Below are 19,671 nucleotides of genomic sequence, written 5' to 3' on the forward strand. Positions count from 1 at the left end.
GCAGCTCGGCGCGCAGGCGGGCGTGGTTCTCGATGATGCCGTTGTGCACGATGGCCACGCGGCCGGCGATGTGCGGGTGCGCGTTCGCCTCGTTCGGCACGCCGTGCGTGGCCCAGCGGGTATGCGCAATGCCGGTGCCGCCGGGCAGCGGATCGGCCAGGTACAACGCCTCCATCTCGCGCACCTTGCCCTTGGCGCGCACGCGGCGAACCTGGCCGCCGTCCAGCACGGCCAGGCCGGCCGAGTCGTAGCCGCGGTATTCCAGCGCCTTCAGGCCGGCGATCAGCAGCGGCGCGACATCCCGCTGGGCGACGGCAGCAACGATTCCACACATGGCAACGCTTCCTTATGCTGGGTACGAAGTTCGAGTCTCGTCACGGCCGGCCATTTTGAGGTGGCCGCATTGCGGCCAGCTTTCGCGACACGAGCCCGCAGCCATCGCGGCGCAGCCGCCGGATCAACCGCTTAGTTCGCCTTGCGGCGCAAATAGTTCAACGAGCCGATGCGGGAACGCGGGCCATCGCGGCGGTGGAAGGCGGGGCGCGGCAACGCGTCGCGACTTCACCCGCCTCATCGACGATGCCGACCGGTTTGTGGCCATCCGTGATCGGCGGCCGTCATACAGCCGGATGCGTGTACAGGCAGTGATCGACCATGCGAACGGGCCATCGCCACGGCGCCGCACAGGTGCCGATCGCCGAGTGACCGGCACCGGCCATGTTGCCGTACAACATGCGACGGGCATCGTTTGCATCCATGATCGCCCGGGTTTCCCCTTCCCAAGGCAACCGGAATCGCCCCCGCATGAAGGCAAAACCCGAACTGTCGTTCTGGCAGATATGGAACATGTGTTTCGGATTCCTCGGCATCCAGTTCGGCTTTGCGCTGCAGACGGCGGACGTCAGCCGCATCTTCCAGACACTCGGCGCGTCGCTGGAGCAGATCCCGGTGCTGTGGATCGCCGCGCCGATCACCGGGCTGATCGTGCAGCCGATCGTCGGGCATCTGTCCGACCGCACCTGGACGCGGCTGGGGCGCCGGCGTCCGTATTTCCTGGTCGGCGCGGTGCTTGCCTCGCTGTCCCTGCTGTGGATGCCGAATGCGTCGGAGCTGTGGATCGCGGCGGCCCTGCTGTGGCTGATGGATGCGTCGATCAATGTCTCGATGGAGCCGTTCCGCGCCTTTGTCGGCGACCAGCTTCCGGTTCGCCAGCGTCCGCTGGGTTACTCGATGCAGAGCTTCTTCATCGGCATCGGGGCAGTGGTTGCCTCCGCCATGCCCTGGCTGCTGGCCAGGTTCGGATTCGGCAATGTCGCGCCGGATGGCGGCATTCCGGACACGGTGAAGTATTCGTTCTACGCCGGCGGCGCGGTCCTGTTGGGCGCGGTGCTGTGGACCGTGCTCAGCACGCGCGAATATGCGCCCGAGCAGTTGCGGGCATTCGACCCCGTGCCGATCGACGAACAGGATCCACGCGCCACGGGCGGCACGCGCAGCGGAATCGCCTGGGCCATGGCCGGTGTGGCCGGCGCCGTGCTGGTCGGCCACTATCATCTGCAGCAGGAACTCTACCTGCTGGCCGGCGGGCTCCTGGCGTATGGCGTTTCGCTGCTGTGGCTGGCGCGGACCCGCAGCCGCGGCATGCTCGCGCAGGTGCTCGGCGACTTGCGCGCGATGCCCGACGTGATGCGCCGGCTGGCATGGGTGCAGCTGTTCTCGTGGTTCGCGCTGTTCGCGATGTGGATCTACGCCACCGCCGCGGTCACCCAGGTGCATTTCGGCAGCGGCGATCCGCGCTCGGCGGCGTACAACGACGGGGCCAACTGGGTCGGCGTGCTGTTTGCCGCCTACAACGGCTTTGCCGCACTCGCCGCGTTGGCCATCCCGCTGATGGTGCGCCGCTGGGGGTTGCGTGCCAGCCATCTGGTCAACCTGTGGCTGGGCGGCGCGGGGCTGCTTTCCTTCCTGCTCATCCGCGATCCGCACTGGCTGCTGCTGTCGATGCTCGGGGTCGGCTTTGCCTGGGCGTCGATCCTGTCGCTGCCTTACGCCATGCTGTCCGACAGCGTGCCGTCGGCCAAGATGGGCGTGTACATGGGCATCTTCAATTTCTTCATCGTCATTCCGCAGCTGGTGGCCGCGAGCGTGCTGGGCCAACTGCTGAAGCTGTTCTTCCACGGCCAGCCGATGTGGGCGCTGGCGCTGGGCGGGGCGAGCCTGCTGGTCGCCGGGCTGTGCACGCTGCGCGTGCGGATCGCGCTCTGAACCGAGGTCATGAATCCGATAGTCCGGCCGGCTCGTTCGACACATGTCGCCGATGTGCGGTGATGCGCCGGTTCCTACCATGGCGGTCGACATGAACCCGCCTGGCGTCGCGCCTGCTGCGGATACGCTGGGAACCGTGGAGACGCCGGCATGACGCTCGACCTTGCTCGACCTTACCTTCTGTCGGAACGGCAGGTCGCCGATTTCCGCCGCGACGGTTTCATCAAGCTCAAGGACGTGTTCAACGCCGACGAGCTGCGCCACTACGGCGAAGAAATCACGCGACTGACCATCGCGCTGAATACCCAGACGCTGCCGCTGGAGCAGCGCAGCACCTACGACCGCGCCTTCCTGCAGGTGATGAACCTGTGGGAGGAAAGCGAACGGGTGCGCGAATTCGTGTCCGGCCGCCGCCTCGCCGGCCTGGCCGCGGCGCTGCTGCAGGTCGACGGCGTGCGCCTGTATCACGACCAGTCGCTGTACAAGGAGCCGGGCGGCGGCATCACGCCGGCGCATGCCGACCAGTACTACTGGCCGGTCGACAGCGACCGCACGATCACGGCATGGGTGCCGCTGCAGGCGGTGCCGCAGGAGATGGGGCCGCTCGCGTTCTTCGCCGGCAGCCAGGCGGTGGAGTTCGGCCGCGACCTGGGCATCTCCGACGAGAGCGAGCGGGCGATCACGGCGAACATGGAGGCGCAGGGTTTCCGCGTGGTGGACGAGCCTTTCGCGCTGGGCGAGGTGAGCTTCCACCTCGGCTGGACCTTCCATCGCGCCGGCCCGAACCGCTCGGCGCGGCCGCGTTCGGTGATGACCGTGATCTACATGGATCGCGACATGAAGCTGAAGGCGCCCAGCAACGCCATGCAGCAGGCGGACTGGGAGCGCTGGTGTCCCGGCGCGAAAGTCGGCGCGGTCATCGACACGCCGAAGAATCCGCTGTTGTTCGAACGCGCGACATGAGCGCCGGCATCGCCAGCGGGCCGGCGCTCATCGCCGACGGCAGGGGCGGATTCGCGATCGGGACGATCGAGGTCGAGCCGCCCGGCCCGGGCGAAGTGCGCGTCGCCATCGCTGCGGCCGGCATCTGCCATACCGACCATGCCTCGCTGCACTGGCCCGGCCCGCTGGTGATGGGCCACGAGGGTGCCGGGCATGTCGAACAGGTCGGCGAGGGCGTGCGCGGACTCGAGCCAGGGCAACCGGTGCTGCTGAACTGGGCGATCCCCTGCGGCAGATGCTTCCAGTGCGCCCGTGGCGCCGCGACCCTGTGCGAGCGGACCCACGAACTCGACGTGCCGCGGCTGGGCAACAGCCGTGCCCACGCCGGCGCGACACGCTGGCATGGGCGCCCGATCGAGCGCTCGTTCCACCTCGGGACATTCGCGCGGCATACGCTGGTGCGCGCCGAGGCGGTGACGCCGTTGCCGGCGGAGCTGCCGGTGGACGTGGCCTGCATCCTCGGCTGCGCGGTGATGACCGGCGTCGGTTCGGCGGTGAACGTGGCTGCGGTCGCGCCGGGCGCGTCGGTGGCGGTGCTGGGTTGCGGCGGGGTAGGGCTCAACGTGATCCAGGGCGCGCGGATCGGCGGCGCCCGCATCATCATCGCCATCGATCGCGTGCAGGCCCGGCTCGAGCGCGCCCGCGAGCTGGGCGCCACCCACCTGCTGCCGGCCGCCGACGACGATCCGCAGCATGCGCAGCTGGTCGCCGCGGTACGCGCGCTGACCGAAGGCCGCGGCGTGGATCATGCCTTCGAAGCCACCGGCACGGCCGCGCTCGCCCTGCTGCCGCTGCAGCTTGCGCGCAACGGTGGCGACGCGCTGCAGGTCAGCGGCGCGCACGGAACGGCCACGTTCGAACTGCCGCAGCTGTTCTGGAACAAGCGCTACATGGCGCCGCTGTATGGCGACTGCGTGCCCGACCGCGATTTCCCGCGCCTGTTCGACTGGGTCGCCCGTGGCCGGCTCGAACTCGCCTCGCTGGTCAGCCATCGCTATCCGATGGACGCGCTGGGCCGCGCCTTCGACGACATGCTGGCCGGGCGCAGCATGAAAGGAGTGTTGCGCATCGCATGAATACCGGCCGGCCGACCTTTCGCACCATCGAGCAGTCCGATCCCGCCATCGCGGCGGCCGGGCTGGAGTTCGCCACCGCCAAGAGCCGCGCGCTCGGCCGACGCGTCGACGTCACCCTGTTCGTGCCGCCCGCGGCGCGCGGCGTGGCGAACCTGCCGATGGTGATGCTGCTGCATGGCGTGTTCGGTTCGCACTGGGCATGGGCGCTGAAAGGCGCGGCCCACCTCACCGCCGCGCGGCTGATCGCCGAAGGCGCGTTGCCGCCGGTCGCGCTGCTGATGCCGTCGGATGGCCTGTGGGGCGACGGATCGGGCTATGTGGCGCAGGCGGGCCAGGATGCCGAGCGCTGGATCATGGACGAGGTGCCGGCGCTGGCGCGCGAGGTGATCGAAGGCTGCACGACGCGCTCGCCACTGCTGCTGGCGGGCCTGAGCATGGGCGGCTTCGGCGCCTTGCGGCTGGCGGGAAAGTATCCGCAGCGCATCGCCGCTGCCGCCGCGCTGTCGACGGTGACCGACGTCGCACAGTTCGACGGGCTCATCGAAGAGGGCCGGACCGGCTGGAGCGAGGCCCCGGCCGATCGCAGCGTCCTGGCCGCACTGGCCGGCGCCACCGATGTGCTGCCGCCGGTCCGCCTGGCCTGCGGTCGCGACGATCCGTATCTGGACGCGAACCGCGCGCTGCACCGCGCGCTGCAGCGGGCCGGCATCCCCCATCAGTACGCCGAAGGCGAGGGCGGGCACGACTGGCCTTACTGGGCCGCCGCACTGGACGACACGCTGCGCTTCTTCGGCCAGATGCTGCATGCCCACACCGAAGAAGGGGACGACGCATGAACCTGATGAAGTCCACGCTCGCCTGGGCCGCCACGATCATGCTCGCGATGGCGGCGTGCTCCACCCGGGCCGCGACCGCGACCACACCGCCGCGGGCGCAGCCGGCCGACGAAGTGTTCTATCAGATCTTCGAGCGCAGCTTCCGCGACAGCAACGGCGACCGCATCGGCGATCTCGAGGGCCTGACGTCCCAGCTCGACTACCTCAAGCAGCTGGGCATCACCTCGATCCTGCTCACGCCGCTGCAGCCTTCGCCGTACTACCACAATTATTTCGCCACCGACTTCAAGGCGATCGAACCGGCCTACGGTTCGATGGACGATTACTTCGCGTTCGTCCGCGCCGCGCACGCGCGCGGGCTGAAGGTCTATCTGGACGAGGAGTTCCAGTACGTCGCCGAGGGCCACCCGTGGTGGCGCGAATCGATCGGCAGGCCGCACGCGAAGTACGCCGATTACCTGCTGTGGCGCGACCCGGGGCATCGCATCGCCGAGCCGTTCCTCGACCGCGCCACGTGGGCCGGCTATGACGGCCGCCAGATCGGCATCGCCATGGTCGACCTGAACCAGCCGGCGGTGAAACGCTATTTCCTGGACCTGTTGCTGTTCTGGGCCGACCCCCACGGCGACGGCAGCGGCCGCGACGGCGTCGACGGTTTCCGCATCGATCACATGATGGACGACCTCGACCACAAGGGCCTGGACAAGAACCTGTTCGCGGATTTCTGGACGCCGATGTTCCGCGCGCTGAAGGCACGGCGGCCGGAGCTGCGCATCCTCGCCGAACAAGCCGGCTGGGGCTACGGCCAGGAATTCCTGACGCGAGGCCACGCCGACCTGGTGTTCGCGTTTCCGCTGCGCGGTGCGCTGGTGCAGCTCGACAAGCACGCCATCGTCAAGGCGCTGCGGGCCACGGCCGCCGCCACGCCGCCGGGCAAGGGCCAGGTGATCATGCTGGAAAACCACGACATCGACCGCTTCATGTCGCTGGTCGACGGCGACCCGGCACGGGCCCGCGCCGGTGCCGCCATCGCGCTGATGCTGAAGGGCGAGCCGCTGATCTACTACGGGCAGGAACTGGGCATGCGCGGGCGCCCGCTGCAAAACGCCCCGGTATCCGACGGCATCCAGATCCCCATGCGCGAGGCGTTCCGCTGGAAAGCCGACCTCGCCGCCCCGGGCTCGGCCACCTGGTATCAGGGCCCGCAGCGCTGGTGGACCGAGCGCTACAACCGCTCGAACGACGGCGTATCGCTGGAGGAAGAACAGGCGCGGCCGGATTCGCTGTACCACTGGTACCGGAAACTGCTGGCGCTGCGCCGCGCACGACCCGAGCTGCGCGAAGGCAGCCAGCGCATCCTGTGCGACGATGCTTCCGCGGTGCTGTGCATCCTGCGCGAGCAGGGGACACGGCGTACGCTGCTGCTCGTCAACCTCGGCCATACTGATGCGCGGCCGGTGCTCGAACCCGCATTGACCGGCGATACGCCGTGGGTCGACCTGCTGGATGGTGGCACGGGCGCAGCGGTCGACACGGTCCTGCACCCGATGCAGGTGCGCGTGCTCGGCACGCGCTGAGGCGACGCACGACCGGTGGAACGCCGGGGGAGGAACTCGACATGGCGCTGCCGCATCTCGACCGCCCGATCTGCGAACCGGTCGAACTGCGCCCGGGCGCCACGGTGCGCGCGGAGCGCATCCGGCAGGGGCGCGAGGCCACCGCATCCGAGCCGTTCGTGCATTTCCACGACGTGCACGAACTGGTGCTGTTCGGCAAGGTATCCGGGCATTTCGTCGCCGACGACCGGCGCTACACGCTGGCTCCCCGCTGCATCGCCTTCGTGCCCTCGATGGTCCATCACGACTTTGCGCTGGGCGCGGGGCCGCGCGACTGGGTGCTGGTGCAGGTCGAAGCGGACGCCGGCGAGACGCTGGCGCGCACCGCCGGCCTGGAGCGCCTGCAGCACCCGTTCTGTGCCCGGCCCGACCGCGCAACGTATCGCCGCCTGTTGCTGCTCGCCGACTGGCTCACCGGGCTGGATGCGGCGGACCCGCTGGCGTTGCCGCTGATCGAACTGCTGCTGCGTGCGGCCGTCCGCGCCCCCGCCATCGAGGGCCGGAAACTGGCCGCGGACGCCGGCGGCCTGCAGCGCCTGCGCCCGGCGATCGACCGCCTGCGCAGCAATCCGGCCGACGCGCCCGGCGCGGAACAGGCCGCGGCGCTGTGCGCGCTGTCACCGGCCTATTTCAGCCGCCGCTTCAAGCAGCAGGTCGGCATGAGCTGGAGCGACTACGTCCGCACGCACCGCCTGCACCTGGCCAGCCGGCGCCTGCTGGAATCCAGGCAAAGCGTCGCCGCCATCGCCGACAGCCTGGGCTTCTCCACCCCATCGCATTTCGGCGAACTGTTCCATCGCCGCTTCGGCATGACGCCAGGGGATTACCGCCGCGCCGGACACGGTAGGTCCACGCTGTAACGGATGTTTTCACTTTCGGGAAGGTCTCGCAGGCGTTCTGCAAGCCCGGCGAGCAGGAGCCGAGGTGCTGACAAGCCGAGTGCTCCTTCAGCCTTTCACATCAGGCACCACGACGGCGGATTCTCCGTTGCCGGATCGCTTCAGCAGCCAGGCCAATACCGGCGGCGTGACCATCGCGGTGAGCAGCGACATCGCCACGATGATGGCGTAGATGCGGTTGTCGAACACGCCGGCGGCGAGGCCCAGGGTGGCCACGACGATGCCCACTTCGCCGCGCGGCACCATGCCGAAACCGATGATGGTGGCGCTGCGCCGGCCCAGCGACAGCGAGCCGAGCCAGCCGCCGATGAACTTGGAGACGATCGCGATCGCGGTGACCACGGCGAGCATCAGCAGGGCGTCCGCGCTGGCCAGCTCGTGCAGGTCGACCTTGCTGCCGGTGACCACGAAGAAGAACGGCGTGAGCAGGGCCAGCAGCGGCTGGGTCTGTTTTTCCAGGGTGTGCTGCTGGCGGGTTTCCGAGGCGATCATGCCGGCCAGGAACGCGCCGATGATCGCGGCCAGGCCGAACTGGGTGGACAGCCAGGCCAGGCCCAGGCACAGCGCCAGCACGATCATCAGCGGCGAATGCGGGCCCAGCGGCTTGTCCAGCCAGGCGGAGTTCCAGCGCATCACCCGCGCGCCGCCCCAGCCGATCACCGCGATGAAGCCGACCGCGCCGGCCAGCACCACCAGCAGGTGCGAGGCGTTGATGCTGCCGCCGCCCTGCAGCGACACCACCACGCCGAGCAGCAGCATGGCCAGGATGTCGTCGATCACCGCGGCGCCCAGGATCACCTTGCTCTCGATGCGTTGCAGCGCGTTCAGTTCCTGCAGCACGCGGGCGGTGATGCCGGCCGAGGTGGCCACGAACGCGGCGGCGACGAACAGCGAGCGGTCCCAGTCGAAGCCGTTGCCGTGGGCCCACACGCTGCCCATGCCGAACGGCACCAGCACGCCGACCACGCCGACCACGAACGCCACCTTGCCGACCTTCTTCAGGTCTTCCAGCCGCGTTTCCAGGCCCACCGCGAACAGCAGCAGGATCACGCCGATCTCGGCCAGTACGTCGAGCGGGGTGCCGGTGGCGATCTGTTCCGGGGTGATCCAGCCCAGCAGCGAGGGGCCGATCGCGCAGCCGGCGGCGATCTCGCCGACCACGCCGGGCAGCTTCAGCCGCTGCGCGATCTCGCCGCCGATCTGGGCGGCAACGAACACGACGAACAGGGTGAACAGGATCTCGCTGGCGTGGTGCATGCGGCGCGTGCCCGGACTTTCGACAAAGACTGCATGCTACATGCAGCCTCCCGCGTCATGCAGCGCCGGGCAACGGGCGATCGTGCCGCAGCCGGCCGAACACGCGGCTGGCCACTGCGGTGATCGCCGCCAGCAGGATCACCGTCCAGCGGAACGCCACGACATAATCTTCATGGGCGTGGCCCTGCAGCATCGCTTCCATCAGCAAGGTGGACAGTGCGATGCCGAAGCTCATCGCGAGGTATTGCACGGTCGAGGCCATCGACGAGGCCATCGAGGCGTGCTTGATGTCGAGGTCGGTGTAGATCAGCGTGTTCATCGTGGTGTATTGCAGGCCGGCGAAGGCGCCGTAGGCGAACGTCAGCAAGGCGATCACCCACACCGGCGAGCCCGGGCCGAGCAAGGCGAACGTGGCCAGCAGCGCGGCCACGATCAGCGTGTTGCCCAGCAGCAGGCGGCGGTAGCCGTAGTGCACCAGGGCGCGGTTGACCGCCCACTTCGCGATGATCGAACCCAGCGCCTGCGGCACCATCATCAGGCCGGCCATCAGCGGCGACCAGCCGCAACCGACCTGCAGGAACAGCACCAGCAGCAGGAACATGCCGGAAATGCCGAGCCGGGTGAACAGCCCGCCGGCCAGCGACACCCACACGCTGCGCACGCGCAGCAGTTGCAGGTCCGCCACCGGATACGGGATACGCCGGCTGTGCCACACGTAGACCGCGCCGAGCAGCACGGCGACCAGCGCGCACAGACCCATCCGCAGCCACGGTACCGGCGCACTGCCGGCCAGTTCCGAAGCGGTGAGCAGCAGGGCCGAGGCGGCGCCGAACAGCAGGAAGCCGGACAGGTCGAAGCGGTTCGCCCGGTCGAGCCGGTAATCGGGCATGTCGCGCAGGTTCATCCACACCCCGGCGACCGCCACCGGCACGTTGATCAGGAAGATCAGCCGCCACGAGGTGAACTCGACGATCGCGCCGCCCAGCAACGGGCCGAGCACCGAACCGAGCAGGCCGAACGTGGCCACCGTGCTCATCGCCCGCACGAACTCGCGCTTGTCGATGCTGCGCACCAGCACGTAGCGGCCCACCGGCATCAGCGCGGCGCCGCCGATGCCCTGCACCACGCGCGCGGCGACCAGCTGCGGCAGCGTCTGCGCCACGCCGCACAGCAGAGAGCCCAGGCCGAACACCACGATCGCCGCGCCGAACACGCGCCGCGTGCCGAAGCGGTCGCACAGCCACGGGCTGGCCGGGATCAGGATCGCCAGGGTCAGCACGTAGCTGGTCAGCGCGGTGCGCATGCCCAGCGGGGTCACCGCGAGCGCTTCGGCCATCGCCGGCACCGCGGTGTTGACCACGGTGGAATCCAGTGCCTGCATGAAAAATGCGGCGGCCACCAGCCACAGCAGTCCGCGGAAGCGCTCACGCGTGGAAATTTCACGCAAATCAGCCGCATCCGTCGTTGGCACGGGGGCGTCAGAGGCGACGGCGTGGGTGTCCGCGGCAGTGTGGGGAGGCATTTCCCGCATGGTAGCTGCTATGACAGCTTGATTTTCGCCCGTGGTATCCGCACAGTGGACGCTGTTTCACCTGCCAGTCATGCCCAGATAGGCATAACGGCCACTAACAACCACACGCGCCGGGGCGTCTTCGTTCCGGCGTGTGCTTTTGTGCGGCAGGAGCCGCGAGTATCAGGAAAAGCCATGAGCAAGCCACCGATCACTGTTTCCCGCATCGACATGGAACGCATCGAAGCGTTGCTGGAACGCCTGCCGGCCGCCGAGGCCGACAAGCTCGATGCGTTGCGCGCGGAACTGGATCGCGCCGACGTGGTCGAGCCGGCTGCCATGCCGGAGCACATCGTGACGATGAATTCCACCGTCACCTTCGAGGACGAAAGCAACGGCGAGAAGCTGACCCTGACCCTGGTGTATCCGGCAGCCGCCGGTGCGCCCGGCACGGTGTCGATCCTGGCGCCGGTGGGCAGCGCGCTGCTTGGGTTGGCGCGCGACCAGCAGATCGACTGGCCCACGCCGGACGGCCGCAAGCGTCGCCTGAAGGTGCTTGAGATCGCCTACCAGCCGGAAGCGGCGGGGCACTTCCACCGCTAAAGTCCCATCGCACGCCGGTGTCGTTAAACTGCGGGGAGATCCGAAGGAGACCCGCATGACCGAACGCCCGGCCCCGGCCGAGACTGCCGCCCGCGCCGCCGCGCTGCGGGCGCAGATCGAGCAGGCCAACTACCGCTACCACGTGCTCGACGACCCGGACATCACCGACGCCGAGTACGACCGGCTGATGCGCGAACTCGAGGCACTGGAGGCCGAGCATCCTGCATTGGCCTCGTCCGATTCGCCGACCCGCAAGGTCGGCGCGCGGGCGCACGGCGGCTTTGCCGAGGTGCGCCACGCGATCCCGATGCTGTCGCTGGGCAATGCGTTCGAGCAGGACGGAGAATCGGATCGCGAACGCTTCCGCGAAGTGGCCGAGTTCGAGCGCCGCATCGAGCAGACGCTGGAGCGGCGCGAACCGGTATTCTCGGTCGAGCCCAAGCTCGACGGCCTGGCGATCAGCCTGCGCTACGAACACGGCGTCTTCGTGCAGGGCGCCACCCGCGGCGACGGCGAGACCGGCGAGGACGTGACCGCGAACCTGCGCACGGTACGTGCCATACCTTTGAGGCTGCGCGGCAAGGGTTGGCCCGACCTACTGGAAGTGCGCGGCGAAGTGATCATGCTGCACAAGGATTTCGAGGCGTTCAACGACTACGCCCGCAAGCACGGCGAGAAGCCGCTGGCGAACCCGCGCAACGGCGCGGCCGGTTCGCTGCGCCAGCTCGACCCAGCGATCACCGCGAAGCGGCGCCTGAGTTTCTTCGCCTACGCCATCGGCGCGGTCGAGGGCGGCGAGTTGCCGCCGACGCACTCGGCCACGCTGCGGCAGCTGCGCGAGTGGGGCTTTCCGGTCTCGCCGGAGGTGGGTATCGCACGCGGCTTCGACGGACTGATCGCGTACTTTCACCGCATCGGCGCGAGACGCGACAGCCTGCCGTACGACATCGACGGCGTGGTCTACAAGCTGGACGACTACGCCGGCCAGCGCGAGATGGGCTTCGTCTCGCGCGCGCCGCGCTGGGCGATCGCGCACAAATTCCCGGCGCAGGAACAGACCACGCGGTTGCTCGGCATCGAGGTGCAGATCGGCCGCACCGGCGCCGCCACGCCACGCGCGCGCATGGAGCCGGTGCAGGTGGCTGGCGTCACGGTGACCTACGCCACGCTGCACAACGCCGACCAGGTCGCGCGGCTGGACGCGCGCGTGGGCGACACCGTGATCGTGCGCCGCGCCGGCGACGTGATTCCCGAAGTGGTGCGCGTGGTCGAAGATTTGCGCCCGGCCGGCACGGTGCCGTGGACGATGCCCACGCACTGCCCGGTGTGCGGCTCAGAGCTGTTGCGCGAGGAGGGCGCCGCGGCGTGGCGCTGCTCCGGCGGGCTGGTCTGCGCCGCGCAACGCAAGGAGGCGCTGATCCACTTCGCCTCGCGCCGCGCGATGGATATCGAGGGGCTGGGCGAGCGCTTCGCCGAGGCGCTGGTGGAACTCGACATCGTGCATTCGCCGGCCGACCTGTATGCGCTGACAGTGGAACGTTTCGTGGCGATGAAGCAGGCCATCGACGAGCGCGACGGGACCACGCCGGAGACGGTGAAGGCCGGCAAGGTGGCAACCAAGTGGGCGGAAAACCTGGTGGCCGGGATCGAGGCCAGCAGGCACACCACGCTGGCGCGTTTCCTGTATGCGCTGGGCATCATGCACATCGGCGAAAGCACGGCCAAGACGCTGGCGGCGTGGCTGGGCCGGCTCGACTTCGTGCGCAGCACGCCAGCGGCCGTGCTGCGCGTGCTGCCGGATATCGGCGACGAAGTGGCCACCTCGATCGCCGGCTTCTTTGCGCAGGCGGGCAACGAGCAGGTGGTCGACGCGCTGCTCGGAGCCGGCATCACGTTCAGCGACGAGGGCGCGCCGTCGCCGCTGCTGCGCGAACGCCTGGATCTCGGCGTGTTGCTGGGTATGGCCGGTATCCACAAGCTCGGGCCCAAAAGCTGCAGGCTGTTGGCGCAACATTTCCCCACACTGGACCGGTTGCTGGCCGGCGGGTCGGCACACTGGATCACCGCCGGCGTACCGCAGGCGGCGGCGACCAGCCTGGAAAGCCATCTCTCCAATCCGGCCGCACTGGCCGAGCTGCGCGAGGCCGAGGCGGCGATGCAACGCCTGCTCGAAGCGATTCCGCGCACGGCCAGGGCGACGGCCGCGCCGCTGGAAGGGCAGACATTCGTGCTCACCGGCACGCTGGCCTCGCTCAGCCGCGAGGAGGCTAAGGATCGACTCGAAGCGCTGGGCGCCAAGGTCTCCGGTTCGGTGTCGAAGAAAACCAGCGCAGTGGTCGCCGGCGAAGCCGCAGGCTCCAAGCTGGACAAAGCGCAGGAGCTGGGCGTGCCGGTATGGGACGAGGCGCAACTGCTCGCCCTGCTCGACAGAAACAAGGCCGATTGATGGGCGTCGAGCCGCTCGCCGCCCTGCAACTGCGCGCACGGCTGTACGCGCTGATCCGCGCCTTTTTCGCCGAGCGCCAGGTGCTTGAAGTGGAAACGCCGATCCTGTCGGCAGCCGGCAATACCGAGCCGAACATCGAGAGCTTCAGCGCGCGCTTCAGTGGCCATGTCGACGCCGGCGCGCGCGAACGCTGGCTGCGCACCTCGCCGGAGTATCCGCTGAAGCGGCTGCTCGCGGCGGGCGTCGGCGACTGCTACGAGCTAGGCCGGGTGTTCCGCAACGGCGAGGCGGGCGGGCGGCACAACCCCGAGTTCACCATGCTGGAGTGGTACCGGGTCGGCTGGGACCATCGCCGGCTGATGCAGGAAACCGTTGCGCTGGTCGAGGCGGCACTGTCGATGGTGGGGCGGCGCGCCGAGGTGGTGGTGACGAGTTACCGGCAACTGTTCCTCGACGGGCTGGGCATCGACCCCGCACACGCCACGATCGACGAGCTGCGCACGCCGCTGGCCGAGTACGGCATCGGCCCGGACGGCCTCGGCCGCGACGACTGGCTCGATCTGCTGATCACGCACAAGCTGCAACCGGCGTTTCCGCGCGATCGCATCACGGTGATCCACGATTACCCGGCCAGCCAGTGCGCACTGGCGAAGATCCGTCCCGGCGAGCCGCCGCTGGCCGAGCGCTTCGAGCTGTACCTGGGCTGCCACGAGCTGGCCAACGGCTATCACGAGTTGAACGACGCCGCGGAACAGCGTCGGCGTTTCGAGCGCGACAACGCGGTGCGCCGCACACGCGGCCTGCGCGAGATCCCGCTCGACGAACACCTGCTCGGCGTACTCGACGCGCTGCCCGACTGCGCCGGCGTGGCGCTGGGCGTGGAGCGTCTGCTGATGTGCCTGGCCGACACCGACGCGATCGCCGACGTGCTGGCCTTTCCGTTTTCCGAAGCCTGATCCGGCAGGGCTGAAACCGACGGCCTGCACCGGACGCGGATCCCTGACGCGGTTGCACCATGGCAGCGGCTGACGGGGCTGCTAAGGTTGCGCGCTTGTCATTGGCAGGAACGCCCACGCGATGCAGATCCCACTGATTGACAACTTTCCGTCCGATCGTCTGCGCCCGCACGACGTGAAGACCTTGCTGCTGTCCGCGCTGGGCGGTGCGCTGGAGTTCTACGACTTCGTCGTATTCGTGTTCTTCGCGATCCCGTTGAGCCATCTGTTCTTTCCGCCCGACACCGCGCCGTGGCTGGCCCAGTTGCAAGTATTCGGCATCTTCGCGGCGGGCTACCTGGCGCGGCCGCTGGGCGGCATCGTGATGGCGCACTATGGCGACAAGCTGGGGCGCAAGAAGATGTTCGCGCTCAGCGTGTTCCTGATGGCGGTGCCGACCCTGGCCATCGGCCTGCTGCCGGTGTACGCACAGATCGGCATGCTGGCGCCGCTGCTGCTGCTTTTGCTGCGTGTGGTGCAGGGCATTGCGGTGGGCGGCGAGGTACCGGGCGCGTGGGTGTTCGTGGCCGAGCACGTGCCGCCGAAGCGGATCGGTTTTGCCTGCGCCAGTCTTACCTCGGGACTCACCGTGGGCATCCTGATCGGTTCGCTGGTGGCCGCGGCAATCAACAGCCGGATGACTCCGGCCGAGGTGCTCGACCACGGCTGGCGGCTGCCGTTCCTGGCCGGCGGCGTGTTCGGTTTCTTCGCGGTGTGGCTGCGCCGCTGGCTCAGCGAGACGCCGGTATTCGAGGCGATGCATGCGCGCAAGGAGCTGGCCTCGGGGCTGCCGCTGCGGCGGGTGTTCGAACGGCACCTGCCCAGCGTGCTGCTGTCGATGCTGGTGACCTGGATGCTCACCGCCGCGATCGTGGTGCTGATCCTGATGACGCCGACGCTGGTGCAATCGGCGTTCCATGTCGCGCCGGCGCGCGCGTTCTTCGGCAACAGCGTGGCCTCGTTAGCGCTGGCGCTGGGCTGCCTTTTCCACGGTTGGCTGGCCGACCGCACCGGTTACGCGCGGGCGCTGCTGGCCGGTGCGATCGGGTTGCTGGTGTGCGGCTACGCGTTGTATTTCGACCTGCGGGCCGGTGCCGCGCATTTCGTCGCGCTGTATGCGCTGGCGGGTTTCGCCGTGGGCGTGGTCGGCGTGGTGCCGGCGCTGATGGTGGTGGCGTTTCCGCCGGCGGTGCGTTTCTCCGGCCTGTCGTTCTCGTACAACGTCGCCTATGCGCTGTTCGGCGGATTGACGCCGCCGCTGATCGGCCTGTTGGTGAAGCGGTTCGGCGTGCTCGCACCGGCGCACTACGTGGCGTTCACTGCCCTGATCGGTATCGCCGTGGCGGCCTGGCTGCTGACCGCGCGGCGCGCGGCGGTTCCTGCCTAGAACTCCAGTTCCTGCGCCGCGCACAGGTAGTCGACCAGCGGCGCGACCTGCTTGAACGTGGCCACCGTCCACGGCAGCAGCTCGTCCGAGCAGGCCAGCGCTTCGCTGAAGGCGGTGGTGGCGACGAAGTCCTTGCGCTTGAGGTCTTCGATCAGCTCGTGCGCAGGGTCGTAGCCGCGCGGCGGGCGGACCAGCGATTCGCCGCCCAGCTGCAGGTGCTCGCGAAACGCCTTGCCCTGGGTGGCGCGCTTCCACGCGGCCGGGTTGTCGACCAGGAACTCGCGGATGTGCTTCAGCGCCTCCGGTTCCGGGTGCCACATGCCGCCGCCGGCGAAGCACTCGCCGGGTTCGATGTGCAGGTAGAACCCGGGCGCCTGGATCTCGTGCCGGCGCTGGTGGAAGAAACGCGAACCCTGCCACGACTTGTACGGCAGCTTGTTGTTGGAGTAGCGGGTGTCGCGGTAGATGCGGTACAGCGAGCCGCCGTTCCTGCGCGGATCGGCGCGGTAGTGCGGGCTGATCTTCGCCAGCGGCGCCTGCAGGTCGGTGATCAGCTGCAGGAACGGCTCGCGCACGTGGCGTTCGTAGTCGTCCTTGTGCGCGTGGAACCATTCGCGGTTGTTGTTGCGCTCGACCGCGCGCAGGAAGCGGAAGGTGGCGTGGGTGAAATAGTTCTGGGGCATGGCGGGTCTTGAGGGCGGATCGGATGGGTCAGAGGGGTTCGACGCTGGCGGCGAGCTGTTCGCCCCACGCCTGCAACTGGTCGAGCAGGGCCAGCTTGTGCTGCGCCTGCGGATCGTGGCGCAGTTCATCGAGGCGGGCGAAATAGTCGTCGAGGGTGAGCCCGGTCAACGGCGTGTGCCGGGTGAGGCGTGCCTGGCGGAAGCTTTCCCAGCGCGCGTGTTCCCCGGCATCCAGCGTCTCGGGCCAGTTGCGCGCACGGTAGCGGAACAGCAGCTCCGCATAGCGCGGATCGCGGAACGGGAACGCGCGCGTGCCCAGTTCCCGCGGCGGCGTGGCGCGCACCTGGGCCAGCAGGCGCTTGTCCGCGTCGGGCAGGAAGCCGCCACCGTACAAGGCCAGTTCGGGGTCTTCCGGCGGCGGCAGTTCGGCGGCGCGCTGGAACACGCGGCGCAGTTTCTCGGCGAGCCCGTCGACGGCATGCAGCACGTCGCGATGGGCCTGGCAGCGGGCCAGGTCCAACTGCAGGCGTTCCAGGTCCACGCCTTGCAGCACCGACAGCGGCGCCAGCGCCGGCGCGTGGTTCGCGCGCACGGTGCGCAGCGGGATGCGTTCGACGTCCTCGGGCAGGTCGGCGCGCGCGGTGAAGATGCGGTCGGCGATCTCGTCCTCGTCCAGCGCCAGCCATGTGGCCGGGTCGGTGGCGAGGTCGTACACGATCACCTCGCCGGGGCGGCTCGGGTGCGGCGCCAGCGGCGCGATCACGGCCAGGCAGTGGCGGCTGGCCGGATAGCGCGAGGAAACGTGCACCAGCGGCGTCATGTTCACCACGTCGAGCAGTTCGAACACCTTCTGCTTGCGGCGCAGGCCGTAGTACCAGTCCCACAGCCGTGGCTGGCGCACGCGGATCAGCCGGGCCAGCTCGATCAGCGCATGGACGTCCGACAAGGCATCGTGGGCGCGCTCCTGGGTAAGCCGGTTCGCGCCGGCCAGGTGTTCTAGCTTGAAGCTGGGCGAGCCGTCCTCGCGGGTCGGCCAGGCGATGCCCTCGGGCCGCAGCGCCTGGCACAGGCGCACCAGGTCGATCAGGTCCCAGCGCGAATTGCCGTTCTCCCACTCGCGGCCGTACGGCTCGTAGAAGTTGCGGTACAGCATCTGCCGGGTGAACTCGTCGTCGAAGCGCAGCGAGTTGTAGCCCACGCCGCAGGTGCCCGGCGCCGCCAGTTGTTCGTGCACGCGGGCGGCGAATTCGGCCTCGCTGACGCCTTCGCGTTCGGCCTGTTGCGGGGCGATGCCGGTGACCAGGCAGGCGTCGGGGTGGGGCGGCATCTCCAGCGGCGGCTTGCCGTAGAACATCACCGGCTCGCCGATGACCTCCAGTTCGAGGGTGGTGCGGATGCCGGCGAACTGCAGGGGGCGGTCGCGCCGCGGGTCGGCGCCGGAGGTCTCGTAGTCGTGCCAGAAGAAGGTCTGCATCGGGCCATGATCGCATGGCCGAAAGCCGGGCCGGCATGGGGCTGATAAACTCCGGCCCACAAGGAGAGCCCATGAGCCAAGTACACGAAGACAACCTGATCTGGATCGATCTGGAGATGACCGGCCTCGACACCGACAACGACTCGATCCTGGAGATCGCCACGGTGGTTACCGACAAGGACCTGAACGTGCTGGCCGAAGGGCCGGTATTCGCCATGCGCCACGAAATCGACCGGCTGGAGTCGATGGACAGCTGGAATACCAACCAGCACCACAAGTCGGGCCTGTGGCGGCAGGTGCTGATCTCGGAAACCGATCACGCGATGGCCGAGCAGGCCACGGTGGATTTCCTGCGTGCGTGGGTGCCGCCGGGCAAGTCGCCGATGTGCGGCAACTCGATCTGCCAGGACCGCCGCTTCCTGCACCGGCAGATGCCGCGACTGGAACGCTATTTCCACTACCGCAACCTGGACGTCTCCACGATCAAGGAACTGGCCCGACGCTGGGCGCCGGAGATCGCCAAGAGCGTCGGCAAGGAATCGGCGCATACCGCGCTGTCGGATATCCGCGACTCCATCGCCGAGCTGCGCCATTATCGCCGCTACATGGGTGAACTGGGCGGCAGGATCGAAGCCTGAGCGCCGCGCCGTTCCTGAAATTGACGAGGCCATGAGCATGTCGAACGATCTGTTTTCGCCGGTGCTGGATTGCGCCGGGCGCCCGTTGCGGCTCGATCGCGCGCGGGTGGTCGGCATCCTCAACGTCACCCCCGATTCGTTTTCCGACGGCGGCATGCACGCCAGCACGGAGGCCGCCGTGGCGCATGGCTTGCGCATGGCGGAAGAGGGCGCCGACATGCTCGATGTCGGCGGCGAATCGACCCGTCCCGGCGCGGCCGACGTGCCAGCCGAGGAAGAACTGCGCCGGGTGCTGCCGGTGATCGAGCAGCTGATCGCGCGCACCACGCTGCCGATCGCGATCGACACCTCCAAGCCGGAGGTGATGCGCGCGGCGGTGGCAGCCGGCGCCGGCATGATCAACGACGTGTATGCGCTGCGTCGCGACGGTGCGATGGAGGCCGCGGCGGAACTGGGCGTGCCGGTATGCCTGATGCACATGCAGGGCGAACCGCGCAGCATGCAGGCCGAGCCGCATTACGACGACGTGGTCGGCGAGGTGCATCGGTTCCTCACCGACCGGCTGTTCGCCTGCGAACTGGCCGGGATCGACCGGCGCAAGGTGATGGTCGACGTCGGCTTCGGTTTCGGCAAGACGCTGGAACACAACCTGGCGCTGCTGTGCGCGCTGGAGCGTTTCGCCAACCTCGGCAGCGGGGTGTACGCCGGGCTGTCGCGCAAGTCGATGATCGGCATGCTGACCGGCCGCGGCGTACCCGCCGAACGTGCGGCCGGCTCGGCCGCGGCCGCGTTGATCGCGGTTCAGCGTGGCGCCCGCATGGTGCGCGTGCATGACGTGGCCGCCACCGTGGATGCGCTGGCGGTATGGCAGGCGGTGCATGCGCTCGACACCGTGCCGCGGCGCGAGGAAAAATCCAGCGCACCGCGCTGGCCCGACGACGACTGATCGGCCGGGCGGAGCGGCGGCGGGGACGGGAAAAACCT

General features: G+C 68.8%; 17 protein-coding genes and 1 pseudogene. 12 read left to right on the top strand and 6 right to left on the bottom strand.

Annotated features, from left to right (window positions below; genetic code table 11):
- Together KK131_RS00005 and KK131_RS00010 are read right to left on the bottom strand one after the other, a co-directional pair.
- Positions 1-334 (bottom strand): annotated as a pseudogene (locus KK131_RS00005) (glutamine--fructose-6-phosphate aminotransferase); the annotation flags it as partial.
- Positions 335-617: 283 nt separating this feature from the next.
- Positions 618-848, bottom strand: coding sequence for a hypothetical protein (locus KK131_RS00010; RefSeq protein WP_214556717.1), 231 nt, complete (start codon positions 846-848; stop codon positions 618-620).
- Between KK131_RS00010 and KK131_RS00015 the strand changes: the two genes are divergently transcribed.
- The 6 genes from KK131_RS00015 (at position 805) to KK131_RS00040 (ending at position 7,655) form a co-directional block, all read left to right on the top strand.
- Positions 805-2,265 (top strand): MFS transporter, encoded by a 1,461-nt coding sequence (locus tag KK131_RS00015; protein ID WP_214554318.1) that lies wholly within the window; start codon positions 805-807, stop codon positions 2,263-2,265. The genes KK131_RS00010 and KK131_RS00015 overlap by 44 nt on opposite strands.
- A gap of 150 nt (positions 2,266-2,415) precedes the next feature.
- Entirely contained in the window at positions 2,416-3,228 is an 813-nt protein-coding gene (locus KK131_RS00020; RefSeq protein WP_214554320.1) for a phytanoyl-CoA dioxygenase family protein, read from the top strand.
- Entirely contained in the window at positions 3,225-4,343 is a 1,119-nt protein-coding gene (locus KK131_RS00025; RefSeq protein WP_214554322.1) for an alcohol dehydrogenase catalytic domain-containing protein, read from the top strand. The genes KK131_RS00020 and KK131_RS00025 overlap by 4 nt, the downstream gene beginning before the upstream one ends.
- Positions 4,340-5,179: an alpha/beta hydrolase-fold protein gene (locus KK131_RS00030; protein WP_214554324.1), complete on the top strand. Its 840-nt coding sequence runs from the start codon at positions 4,340-4,342 to the stop codon at positions 5,177-5,179. Before KK131_RS00025 ends, KK131_RS00030 begins: the two co-directional genes overlap by 4 nt.
- Positions 5,176-6,756, top strand: a complete 1,581-nt coding sequence (locus tag KK131_RS00035) for an alpha-amylase family glycosyl hydrolase (protein ID WP_214554326.1) — start codon at positions 5,176-5,178, stop codon at positions 6,754-6,756. The genes KK131_RS00030 and KK131_RS00035 overlap by 4 nt, the downstream gene beginning before the upstream one ends.
- Before the next feature lie 41 nt (positions 6,757-6,797).
- Positions 6,798-7,655 carry an AraC family transcriptional regulator gene (locus KK131_RS00040; protein ID WP_214554328.1) on the top strand — a complete coding sequence of 286 codons (858 nt, stop codon included), beginning with the start codon at positions 6,798-6,800 and terminating at the stop codon, positions 7,653-7,655.
- Between the two features lie 87 nt (positions 7,656-7,742).
- On the opposite strand, the gene KK131_RS00045 is transcribed toward KK131_RS00040, so the two are convergent.
- Positions 7,743-8,951: a cation:proton antiporter gene (locus KK131_RS00045; protein WP_214554330.1), complete on the bottom strand. Its 1,209-nt coding sequence runs from the start codon at positions 8,949-8,951 to the stop codon at positions 7,743-7,745.
- A 55-nt stretch (positions 8,952-9,006) separates the two neighbouring features.
- Positions 9,007-10,482, bottom strand: coding sequence for an MFS transporter (locus tag KK131_RS00050; RefSeq protein WP_214554332.1), 1,476 nt, complete (start codon positions 10,480-10,482; stop codon positions 9,007-9,009).
- Between the two features lie 174 nt (positions 10,483-10,656).
- Here KK131_RS00050 and rnk point away from each other — a divergent pair, with 174 nt between their 5' ends.
- From rnk to KK131_RS00070, 4 genes are all read left to right on the top strand, one after another.
- A complete protein-coding gene (gene rnk, locus KK131_RS00055) occupies positions 10,657-11,064 on the top strand; it encodes a nucleoside diphosphate kinase regulator (RefSeq protein WP_214554333.1) in 408 nt (135 codons plus the stop codon).
- A gap of 55 nt (positions 11,065-11,119) precedes the next feature.
- On the top strand, positions 11,120-13,510 hold the full coding sequence (ligA, locus tag KK131_RS00060; RefSeq protein WP_214554335.1) for an NAD-dependent DNA ligase LigA: 2,391 nt from the start codon (positions 11,120-11,122) through the stop codon (positions 13,508-13,510).
- A complete protein-coding gene (gene epmA, locus KK131_RS00065; protein ID WP_214554337.1) occupies positions 13,510-14,466 on the top strand; it encodes an EF-P lysine aminoacylase EpmA in 957 nt (318 codons plus the stop codon). The genes ligA and epmA overlap by 1 nt, the downstream gene beginning before the upstream one ends.
- Before the next feature lie 121 nt (positions 14,467-14,587).
- Positions 14,588-15,892 (top strand): MFS transporter, encoded by a 1,305-nt coding sequence (locus KK131_RS00070; RefSeq protein WP_214554339.1) that lies wholly within the window; start codon positions 14,588-14,590, stop codon positions 15,890-15,892.
- Here the strand turns inward: KK131_RS00070 and KK131_RS00075 are convergent.
- Both KK131_RS00075 and sbcB read right to left on the bottom strand, forming a co-directional pair.
- On the bottom strand, positions 15,889-16,575 hold the full coding sequence (locus tag KK131_RS00075; RefSeq protein ID WP_214554342.1) for a DUF2461 domain-containing protein: 687 nt from the start codon (positions 16,573-16,575) through the stop codon (positions 15,889-15,891). The genes KK131_RS00070 and KK131_RS00075 overlap by 4 nt on opposite strands.
- Before the next feature lie 28 nt (positions 16,576-16,603).
- Complete coding sequence (gene sbcB / locus KK131_RS00080) at positions 16,604-18,049, bottom strand: exodeoxyribonuclease I (RefSeq protein ID WP_214554343.1); 1,446 nt, start codon at positions 18,047-18,049, stop codon at positions 16,604-16,606.
- Positions 18,050-18,120: 71 nt separating this feature from the next.
- On the opposite strand from sbcB, the gene orn reads away from it, so the two are divergent.
- Positions 18,121-18,687: an oligoribonuclease gene (orn, locus tag KK131_RS00085; RefSeq protein ID WP_214554345.1), complete on the top strand. Its 567-nt coding sequence runs from the start codon at positions 18,121-18,123 to the stop codon at positions 18,685-18,687.
- A 31-nt stretch (positions 18,688-18,718) separates the two neighbouring features.
- The gene (gene folP / locus KK131_RS00090; protein ID WP_214554347.1) at positions 18,719-19,633 is read left to right on the top strand and encodes a dihydropteroate synthase; all 915 of its coding nucleotides are present in this window, start codon (positions 18,719-18,721) and stop codon (positions 19,631-19,633) included.
- The last annotated feature ends 38 nt before the right edge of the window (positions 19,634-19,671 follow it).

Origin of the sequence: Rhodanobacter sp. LX-99 (genome assembly GCF_018599185.1) — a bacterium.
In the GTDB taxonomy this organism is placed as follows: domain Bacteria; phylum Pseudomonadota; class Gammaproteobacteria; order Xanthomonadales; family Rhodanobacteraceae; genus Rhodanobacter.